This is a genomic window from Lacticaseibacillus manihotivorans DSM 13343 = JCM 12514 (assembly GCF_001435035.1).
Taxonomy (GTDB): domain Bacteria; phylum Bacillota; class Bacilli; order Lactobacillales; family Lactobacillaceae; genus Lacticaseibacillus; species Lacticaseibacillus manihotivorans.
In genome coordinates this window covers 1-9,288 of sequence record NZ_AZEU01000267.1, presented here as the reverse complement: position 1 = coordinate 9,288, position 9,288 = coordinate 1, and the positions used below count along the sequence as shown (strand labels likewise).

General features: G+C 47.0%; 11 protein-coding genes. 5 read left to right on the top strand and 6 right to left on the bottom strand.

The genetic code is table 11. The features are described 5' to 3' along the window. Positions 1-77: 77 nt before the first annotated feature. The 5 genes from FD01_RS13425 to FD01_RS13405 are packed head-to-tail and all read right to left on the bottom strand — an operon-like array spanning position 78 to position 3,369. Positions 78-749, bottom strand: coding sequence for a hypothetical protein (locus FD01_RS13425; protein ID WP_056964799.1), 672 nt, complete (start codon positions 747-749; stop codon positions 78-80). Beyond that, positions 749-1,447, bottom strand: a complete 699-nt coding sequence (locus FD01_RS13420; protein ID WP_056964797.1) for a hypothetical protein — start codon at positions 1,445-1,447, stop codon at positions 749-751. Before FD01_RS13420 ends, FD01_RS13425 begins: the two co-directional genes overlap by 1 nt. Continuing rightward, on the bottom strand, positions 1,447-2,145 hold the full coding sequence (locus FD01_RS13415; protein ID WP_056964794.1) for a V-type ATP synthase subunit I domain-containing protein: 699 nt from the start codon (positions 2,143-2,145) through the stop codon (positions 1,447-1,449). Before FD01_RS13415 ends, FD01_RS13420 begins: the two co-directional genes overlap by 1 nt. Further along, the gene (locus FD01_RS13410; RefSeq protein ID WP_056964792.1) at positions 2,135-3,007 is read right to left on the bottom strand and encodes an ATP-binding cassette domain-containing protein; all 873 of its coding nucleotides are present in this window, start codon (positions 3,005-3,007) and stop codon (positions 2,135-2,137) included. Before FD01_RS13410 ends, FD01_RS13415 begins: the two co-directional genes overlap by 11 nt. After that, entirely contained in the window at positions 3,004-3,369 is a 366-nt protein-coding gene (locus tag FD01_RS13405) for a GntR family transcriptional regulator (RefSeq protein WP_054718733.1), read from the bottom strand. Before FD01_RS13405 ends, FD01_RS13410 begins: the two co-directional genes overlap by 4 nt. Positions 3,370-3,514: 145 nt before the next feature. On the opposite strand from FD01_RS13405, the gene deoC reads away from it, so the two are divergent. From deoC to FD01_RS13390, 3 genes are all read left to right on the top strand, one after another. Then, positions 3,515-4,231: a deoxyribose-phosphate aldolase gene (gene deoC, locus FD01_RS13400; protein WP_054718730.1), complete on the top strand. Its 717-nt coding sequence runs from the start codon at positions 3,515-3,517 to the stop codon at positions 4,229-4,231. Positions 4,232-4,244: 13 nt separating this feature from the next. Beyond that, complete coding sequence (locus FD01_RS13395) at positions 4,245-5,105, top strand: aldo/keto reductase (protein WP_054718727.1); 861 nt, start codon at positions 4,245-4,247, stop codon at positions 5,103-5,105. An 86-nt stretch (positions 5,106-5,191) separates the two neighbouring features. Beyond that, positions 5,192-5,902 (top strand): GntR family transcriptional regulator, encoded by a 711-nt coding sequence (locus FD01_RS13390; RefSeq protein ID WP_056964790.1) that lies wholly within the window; start codon positions 5,192-5,194, stop codon positions 5,900-5,902. Here FD01_RS13390 and FD01_RS13385 read toward each other — a convergent pair. After that, complete coding sequence (locus FD01_RS13385; protein WP_054718723.1) at positions 5,880-6,386, bottom strand: methylated-DNA--[protein]-cysteine S-methyltransferase; 507 nt, start codon at positions 6,384-6,386, stop codon at positions 5,880-5,882. The two genes, FD01_RS13390 and FD01_RS13385, sit on opposite strands and share 23 nt — an antisense overlap. Positions 6,387-6,450: 64 nt before the next feature. On the opposite strand from FD01_RS13385, the gene FD01_RS13380 reads away from it, so the two are divergent. After that, entirely contained in the window at positions 6,451-7,314 is an 864-nt protein-coding gene (locus FD01_RS13380) for a fructosamine kinase family protein (protein WP_056964789.1), read from the top strand. A gap of 223 nt (positions 7,315-7,537) precedes the next feature. Beyond that, entirely contained in the window at positions 7,538-9,187 is a 1,650-nt protein-coding gene (locus FD01_RS13375; RefSeq protein ID WP_056964787.1) for a peptide ABC transporter substrate-binding protein, read from the top strand. Positions 9,188-9,288: the final 101 nt, after the last annotated feature.

Below are 9,288 nucleotides of genomic sequence, written 5' to 3'. Positions count from 1 at the left end.
TCCTTTTTCTTGCACTTATCATCTTGCACTTAAATTGTAAATCAAAGGCCAAAAAAACTAGCTCACCGCTTGGCGAACTAGTTTCTTGGTTCGATCACTTGAAATTGATGATGGAGAAAAATGAGCAACCCACACAAGGCGACGGCTACTATTAACGGCCATACCCAATAGATTTGGGCTAACCACCGTGTCGCCTGAACGCTGCGATTGGATAGCGATAACCAAAAGAAAACAAGAATTAACCCTAACCACAACCACCAGCGATTATCATCGGTAACTTTCATCGAAGCGATGCGCGCAAGAATGCCAACCAAAGCTGCCACCATCAAACTCAAGAGCACTAATAATACGTTGGTTGCGAGCACCACAAAATTTTCCGAACCATGATATCCCAAATCTTGAATCAATAAGTGAGGCATCGGGGCAATCAATGACCACAATCCTAAGATCACTGCAGTCAATATTGTGCAGCCTGACCAAATTAGCATTAAATCACCGAAAACACGTTGGCGTGAGACGCCTGTTTGCATTGCCAAATCAAAGGCCGGCTCAGTATTGAAATAGGCCAAACCCGTAAATACTGCCAACCAGATACCGATCGGCATCGGACCAAGACTGCCGCTGACCCCTATCCATTTGAGAACCGCAATCCAAACCACCAGCCACAAGATAATCGCTCCTGGCCAAACACACACAAGTGGCAAGCCGATGCCTTTTAATAAGCGACGGAAAATTACTTGATTTTTCATCAGCGCCTCCTGATTTGTTCTGGGGCATCGAGGTGTTGATAAACCAGATAATGCGCCAGCGCGAAGATCGACGTCAAAACTGTTAGACTCAATAACCACACCCAGGTCTGATTCAACACGCCAGGCCACAACTGTTGCGCGCCGAACACGCCGACGAAGCCAATGACGACTAGCATTGGAATCACCATAATTCCAGCAACCAAAACCACTGGCACGATCACTTTCGTTGGCAAGTAAATGAAACTCGCCCCAGCCAAACTACCGATCGCCACACAAACTAAGCTGACCAAAGTCAAAAGGACAAACGAGCTGATCATCCCACCAGCTTGCATGAAATGGGGAAAATTCGTCATTTGATCGGTTAACCTCAAAGGGCTGTTAAGCAGAATACGTTGAGCGATCAAAGCAAACGCGCTAAACCCTAAGGCAATCACGATGCCATGCGTCCATTGTGTCAAAATCATGGTTTTACGACTCGTCCCAGTGGCAAAGCCGACGCCTAACACTTGTTGGCACATCATGAGACCAGCGACCCAACCTAACAACATTGCCAGCATTATCCAATTGACGGTGATTTTTTCGGTTGGATCTTCCCATAACGGCAAGGCAATCTCTACAACCAGTAATGCGAGGACTGCAAAGCCGCAAGACAGCAACGTTGATGGCGCGGTCACTTTTAATAATCGACTGTATTTCATCAGCGCCTCCCAATTTGTTCTGGAGCATTGAGGTGTTGATAAACTACGTAACCCGCAACGGCCAAAGCCGCCGTTAATATCCCCATGCTAATCAACCACACCCATGCTTGGCGCATTAATGCCGGCCATAATTGTTTGAGACTCCAGATTCCAATAATTCCGACGATTCCCACAGTCAACGAAAGTACCATTGTTCCCACCGCAATGGTTAAGATCAGCATTTTCTTCGGGACAAAAATCATCACAACGCTGAACAGACTCCCGATCCCGCAAGTCATCAATCCGATCAGCAATAAAAAAATGAACGTCGAAATGCCATGCCCTGCAACCATATAGTTAGGAAATCCGGACATACGAGTCGTTGAATTAATCCCAAAATTAACTAACAAGGTTTGACCGATCATCGCAACAGCACTATATCCTGCCGAAACGATCAACCAAAACGTCCAGTGGGCCAGCACCATGGTTTTACGACTTGCGCCGGTTTGAAAGCCAATGCCAATCACCCCTTGACTCATATAAAGCCCTGAAACCCACCCGATAATTCCAATCATCGTTACCCAATCGAAAGACGCTTGAGCGTGACTGCCGGTCACTACTGGCCATAACACTTCCAATACCAATAAGGTCAACGCCCCTGCCGCGCAATAAGTTAACGCTGAAGGCATCGTTATTTTCAAAAGGCCGCTATATTTCATCTCGGCCACCAGGCTTTCTAGTCACCTCAATAAACAAGCGTTGTAAGTTCATCCCATCGAGACTCACGCCTGCAGGTAATGGGCGTTCTAGTGGGGTTTGCAAACAATAAGCCGTCATCATTCCGCCAAGGCGCGTGGTATGTAAGACTGGCACGCCTTGCAGATAGTCTTGTACAAGGGCAGCTGGCCCTGAGATCTGCCGGCCGCGCTGTTGCAAAACTTCCACGTCTTCGTCTAATGAAACTTTCCCGTCCGCGATCACAAACACGTGGTTCAATAAGCCAGATACTTCTTCGATCAAATGCGTCGCGATCACAAAAGTCCGCGGCTTGGACGAAAACGTCTCGGCTAATTCTTGATAAAACAATTCGCGATGATTGGCATCTAATCCTAATACTGGTTCATCTAAGAAAATAAAGTCACAAGGCAAACACAACGCAATGATCAAGTTGGCGATGGTTTGATAACCAGTCGACAACTTCCGCAGTTTACTATGCGTATCCAACTCAAAGGCTTCAGCCAAGTGCTCGGCATAAGCTTCATCAAAATCCCCATACATGGTTTTGATCAGTTTGAAAAGTTTGAAGACTTTTTCTTCTTGTGGCAATAGTTTGGCGGTACTCATCAAGTAAATACGATTTTGCGCGCGTTCATTTTCAAATACGGATTCGCCGTCTAAGGTCACCGTGCCAACTTTGATCCGCGTGCGATTGGCAATGATGCGCATCAACGTACTTTTCCCCACGCCGTTGCGCCCAAGCAAGCCGTAGATCTGATTGGGCTGTATCGCCAAGTTGACGTCTTTTAACACCGGCTTTTGATGATATTTCTTTTGCACCCCAGAAATTGTGATCGTACTCATTCGTCCCACCCCTTATCGATTGCTGCAAGCAGCGCCTGTTTATCCATCCCCAACGCTTTGGCCGCTTGGATCACCGGCTTTAACGTGTCGCCAAAGTCAGCGATGGCCAATTGTTGCAGTTTCGCCGTCGCCCCGTCACACACGAACATCCCGATCCCACGCTTTTTTTCGATCAATCCCGCATCCACCAGCACATTCATCCCTTTCAAGACTGTGGCGGGGTTGAGTTGATACTGCCGCGCCATGGCAGTCGTCGACGGCACTTGCTCATTATCTTTGAACGCCCCGCTTAAAATGCCGGCTTGGAGTTGCTCGGCAACTTGTTGAAACAAGGGCACCACACTATCGGCATCAAAATGCATCGGTTCACCTCCATCGGTTAGTTACTTGACTAACTAACCTTCGACTTCAAGATACCCTGTTGCAGAACAGTTGTCAATTCAAACTTGCAATCTTTTTGAAACCGGTTTATATTTTAATATGTAATAACATATAGGAGGATCCGATATGACGGCATATACTTTAGATGACTTGGCAAGATTCGTCGATCACACCAACTTACATGCTGATGCAAGCGATGCAGATATGATCAAATTATGTGATGAAGCCAAGGCTTATCACTTCAAAATGGTGGCGATCAATCAGGTGCAATCCAAACTTTGCGCGGCGCAACTCAAAGGCACAGATATCGACACTGGTGCGGCGATTGCTTTTCCTTTAGGTCAGACTTCAATTGCAGCCAAAGTTTTTGAAACTCAAGATGCGATCAAAAACGGTGCCAATGAAATTGACTATGTCTTAAACATCGGCCGGCTTAAAGCTGGCGATACCGACTATATCGAATCTGAAATGACCCAAATCGTGGCGGTTTGTCATGAACATCATCTACCATGCAAAGTGATTTTTGAAAACTGTTATTTGGAAGATGAAGATATTGTGCGCGCGGCAACCATTGCCAAGAAAGTTCGGCCTGATTTCATCAAAACTGCCACCGGCTTTGGGACTGGTGGCGCAACGCTTGAAGATGTACGTTTGATGAAACAAATGGTTGGTGACGCGGTCAAAGTCAAAGCGGCTGGCGGGATTCGTGATGCAGATACCTTTATCGCAATGATCCAAGCCGGCACTGATCGTATCGGCACTAGTTCTGGTATTAAGATCATCAATGAACTCAAAGCGCGGATGCAACAAGCCGGCACTGACCATATCGACATCGACCGTTAACGGAGGAAACGTCATGACGAAATTAACCAAATTAACCGATACCTACACGTTAAGTAATGGCGTCCAGGTGCCGATTGTCGGCTTTGGCACTTGGCAAACGCCTGATGGTGATGTCGCTGAAGCGTCTGTGAAAGCCGCCCTTGACGCTGGTTATCGCCATATCGATACGGCCACGGTATACGGTAATGAAGTCGGCGTGGGCAAAGGCCTTAAAGCTTCCGGTGTTGCGCGCGAGGATATCTTTTTAACCACGAAGCTTTGGAACACGGATCGTGGTTACGATCAAACCTTAGCCGCAATGGACAAAAGCCTAGCATCCTTAGGTGTGGATTACGTCGATTTGTATTTGATCCACTGGCCAAACCCTGCTGCATATCGGGATCATTGGCAAGAAATGAACGCTGAGACTTGGCGCGCAATGGAAGCCATTTTGAAAGCTGGCAAAGCCCGCGCGATCGGCGTATCCAATTTCCGTCAGCATCACCTTGAAGCATTGTTTAAAACCGCTGAAATCAAGCCGATGGTCAACCAAATTTTCTTGAACCCTTCTGATCGTCAAGCTGAGCTCACCGCTTATAACACCGCCCATGGAATGCTCAACGAAGGCTACTCTCCGCTTGGCACCGGGAAAATGTTCGGCGTGGAGGCATTGCAACAACTCGCCGAACGCTATCACAAGTCAGTCGCCCAAGTGGTTTTACGCTGGTCGCTGCAACATGGCTTTGTGCCATTGCCCAAATCTGTGCATTCTGAGCGCATTCAACAAAACGCTGACTTATTTGATTTTGAATTAAGTCCTGAAGACATGGCTGTCATCGACGGCTTGCATGGCGTCGCCGGCTTGGCCAAAGATCCAGATACGCGCGAATTCTAAATCCGTACGCAAAAGGACCACGAGCAAATCGTGGTCCTTTTGTGTCGCTATGTTATAATTATGTCATGACCTAACGGAGGCGCATCATGACAAAACCGAAGTACGAACAAATTCAAGCCGAATTGCTGACCCGCATTCAAAATGGCACATATCCTGAAGGCAGCGTCATCCCCAAAGAACTCGACTTAGCTGAAAACTTCAACGTCAGTCGACCGACTGTCCGCCAAGCGATCGAAGCGCTGGTCAATGCCGGTTATTTAGAACGCAAGCGGCGAGTCGGAACCCGCGTGCGCCAAACCAAACTGGCCCAAGAATTTACCCATGTGATCCGCAACTTCGATAGTGAAATGGCACAAAATGGGGTGATTGCTAAAACCACGGTGTTGTATTTTCACGAGGAAGTCGCCAACACCGAAGTCCAACACGCCTTGAAACTGGAAGACGGTGCGAAAGTCTACAAGCTTTTGCGTTTACGTTTTGCCGACGATCAGCCGGTCGTACTGGTCACCACATATTTAACGCGAGCTGGGTTGGATGATTTTGATCAAATCGATTTTGCTAACGCCTCTCTATATGAAGAATTAGATCAGCGCGGGTTAACGATCACGCATATCGAACGTAAACTAGAGGTGTTGGCCGCAGACGAAACCACTGCCAGCTTGTTGAATGTGGACACAGGCGCGCCGATTTTTTACTTCCATACTTACGGCCAAACCAAAGATCATCAACCCCTGGAATATTCGATCGCCAAATACCGCGGGGACAACAATTACTTTACGATTTCACTTGATCGCTAGCGCCTTCGAGCTCAAGGAGTGCTTGTTTTCGCCAAAGCCCACCAGCATAACCGGTCATGGAACCGTTAGTCCCGACCACGCGATGGCAAGGCACGATCACACTCAGTGGATTATGCCCAACGGCGCCACCGATGGCACGCGCGGCAGTTTTATGGCCGAGCGTGGCAACAAGTTGATCGGCGAGTTGTTGATAGGTCGCCACTTGTCCGCGCGGAATATCGCACAGTGCGCGTTGCACGGCTTGGCGATATGGTGTGCCGTTAAAATGGATGGCTGGACGCTTCAATTCACGCCCTTCAAAATACGCCGTCAACCAAGCGCGTGTTTGTTGCAACACCGCATTATCGCCAGTCGCGATCGTGCTTAAATCAAATTGACCGCCAAAATACGCTTGTGCATCAAACCATACGCCGTAAAGTCCAGTTTCATCAGCTAAAAGGGTCATTTGGCCAAGTGGTGAATCATACGTACACTGTTTTAACATTTTGGCACCTCCCGTATCTTTATATTATATACCAAACGTTTGTTCTAGCGAAAGGAATTTGCTCATGGACAAAAAATGGCTTTCAAAATTACCCTTACCGGAAATCACCACCATCACACCGATCTCTGGTGGTGACGTCAATCAAGCATATCATCTGACAACAAGCAAACAAGATTATTTCCTATTAGTGCAAGCTGGCCAGCCCGCTAGTTTTTATGCTGGCGAAGTCGCCGGACTGAAGGCTTTTCAACAAGCTGAAATCACCGCGCCGCATGTGATCGCGCATGGGCAGATCTACGGGGATGCGTATTTAATTTTAGATTACTTGCCGCAAGGATCCGGATCACAAGCCGACCTCGGACATTTAGTGGCGCAACTCCATCAATTCAAAAGTCCCACTGGTCGCTTTGGCTTCAGTCAGCCTTATGCTGGCACCAGCGTCAGTTTTGCCAATGCTTGGAGTGATTCATGGACGCAAAGTTTCGTCAATCAGCGCTTGGACGTGTTGGACGCAAGTTTATTGAAGAAACAATTATGGGCGGACAACCAACGGGCACAATTTCTAACTGCGCGTGAGCAGATCATCGAAAGCTTAAGCCAGCATCATAGCCAACCGGTCTTATTACATGGCGATTTATGGTCGGGCAATTATATGTTCTTACAAGATGGCCGTCCTGCTTTGATCGATCCTGCCGCTTGGTATGGCGATCGCGAATTTGATCTTGGGATCACCACGGTGTTTGGCGGGTTTACTTCAGACTTTTATCGCGGTTACGCTAGCCAATATCCATTAGACCCAGGCTTTGAACAACGCCAACACTTCTATCGTCTATATTATTTGATGGTCCATCTTGATAAGTTCGGCGTCACTTATCAGCGCGCCGTCCAAGTGGAACTCAATATGATCACCCAACAGTCTCGAGCATGAGACTGTTTTTGTTTATGAGAAACGGGAAAGAACAAAATCTGAAAAACTTCTCCATTTTGTGTATTTCACGCATATAATAGCGAGAATAGCTGACACGTGGTTTCGGATTTTAGACAAATATGAACGGTTTGTGACATTTTTATGGGTAAAAATTTGATTTTGCCATTGACTTTCATATAATTTTAATCTAAATTAAGGGGCATAAACATTAGGGGGCACACTTATGAAGATGAAGAAAGGCTTGACGGCCGGCGCCGTATTATTAGCATCCGCCGCCTTACTTGCCGCTTGCGGGGGCAAATCCTCTTCTAGCAGCGACAAAGCAACAAAGAGCAACACTTGGACTCGCATGGTTGGTGATGTGATTTCCACCATGGACCCATCTACCAACACCGATGTTATCGGTGGTCAACAATTGGTTGATACCATGGAAGGTTTGTACCGTTATAACGGCGCTAAGCTTGAACCCGCTTTGGCGAAGTCCGTGGCTAAGCCAACTAACAATGGTAAAACATATACTTTCGACTTGCGTAAGTCCACTTGGTCTAACGGCAAAGCCGTAACTGCTAAAGATTTCGTTTTTGGCTGGCAACGCACGGTTGATCCAAAGACCAAGTCTCAATATGCTTACCTCTTCTCTGGCATCAAGAATGCTGACGCCATCATGGCTGGCAAGAAAGATGCTAAGACTTTAGGTGTTAAAGCCATTGGCGATTACAAGTTGCAAGTCACCTTGGAAAAGGCCTTGCCTTACTTCAACACCATGATGGTCAACCCAGTCTTCTTCCCACAATCTAAGACCATGGTCGACAAAGCGGGTAAGAAGTACGGGACGCAAGCTAAGTACATTTTGACTAACGGCCCTTACACGTTGAAGTCTTGGAACGGTACTGGTAACACTTGGACTGAAACTAAGAACCCGAAGTACTGGAACGCCAAGAACGTCAAGCTTAAGAACATCACGACGCAAGTGGTTAAGGATCCTTCCACTGCCAACAACTTGTACAAGTCTGGCAAGCTTGATGATGCTTCCTTGTCTGGTTCCTTAGCTGCTCAAGCAAAGACCAACAAAGACTATCAAGGTTTGAAGGAATCCGCTACTTTCTATCTTGAATTCAACGAAAAGAAAGTGCCTGCCTTCAAGAATGCTAAGATCCGTCAAGCTATCTCAATGGCCATCAACCGTAAAGGCTTCATCAAGTCTGTTATCAAAGATTCCTCGATCCCAGGCAAGACTGTAACGCCTCAAGGTTTGTACACTGATCCAGCTGATACCTCAGTTGACTTTGCTAAAGACGCTGCTAAAGGCGAAACCAGCAAGTATACCGACTACAACTTGACCGAAGCTAAGAAGCTTTGGGAAGAAGGTAAGAAAGAAGCTGGCATTACTAGCCTCTCTGTATCCATGAACTGTGATGATACTGATGCTTCTAAGAACACTTCCGAATATCTGCAAAATGCTTTACAAAAACTCGATGGTTTCAAGGTAACGATCAATGCCTTACCATTCAAGACTCGTCTGGCTCGTTCTGCATCTAAGGACTTCGACATGGTTATCACTGGCTGGTCTGCTGACTTCCCAGATGCCATCTCCTTCCTTGACCTGTTCACCACTGGTGGCTCTTACAACGATGGTTCTTGGTCTAACGCCGAATACGACAAGCTGATCCAAGCTTCCAAGACCACTGATGCCACTAACGCTGACAAGCGTTATGACGACTTGAAGAAAGCTGAACAAATCCTGATGAAGGATCAAGGGGTTTCTCCTTTGTATCAACGTGTTTCCGCTCACCTTGTTAACCCTGCTTTGAAGGGTGCAACTTACAGCCCAGCCGGCATGTACAACTATGTTGGCGCAACGTTGAAGCGTTAATCTCGTCAATTAAAAATCCATCTCCTCGGAGGTGGATTTTTTTTTGCGGTGAATTGTCAAATTAAGTGCAAAGTCTCATTATAGAAAACTTCGTAGGGTGT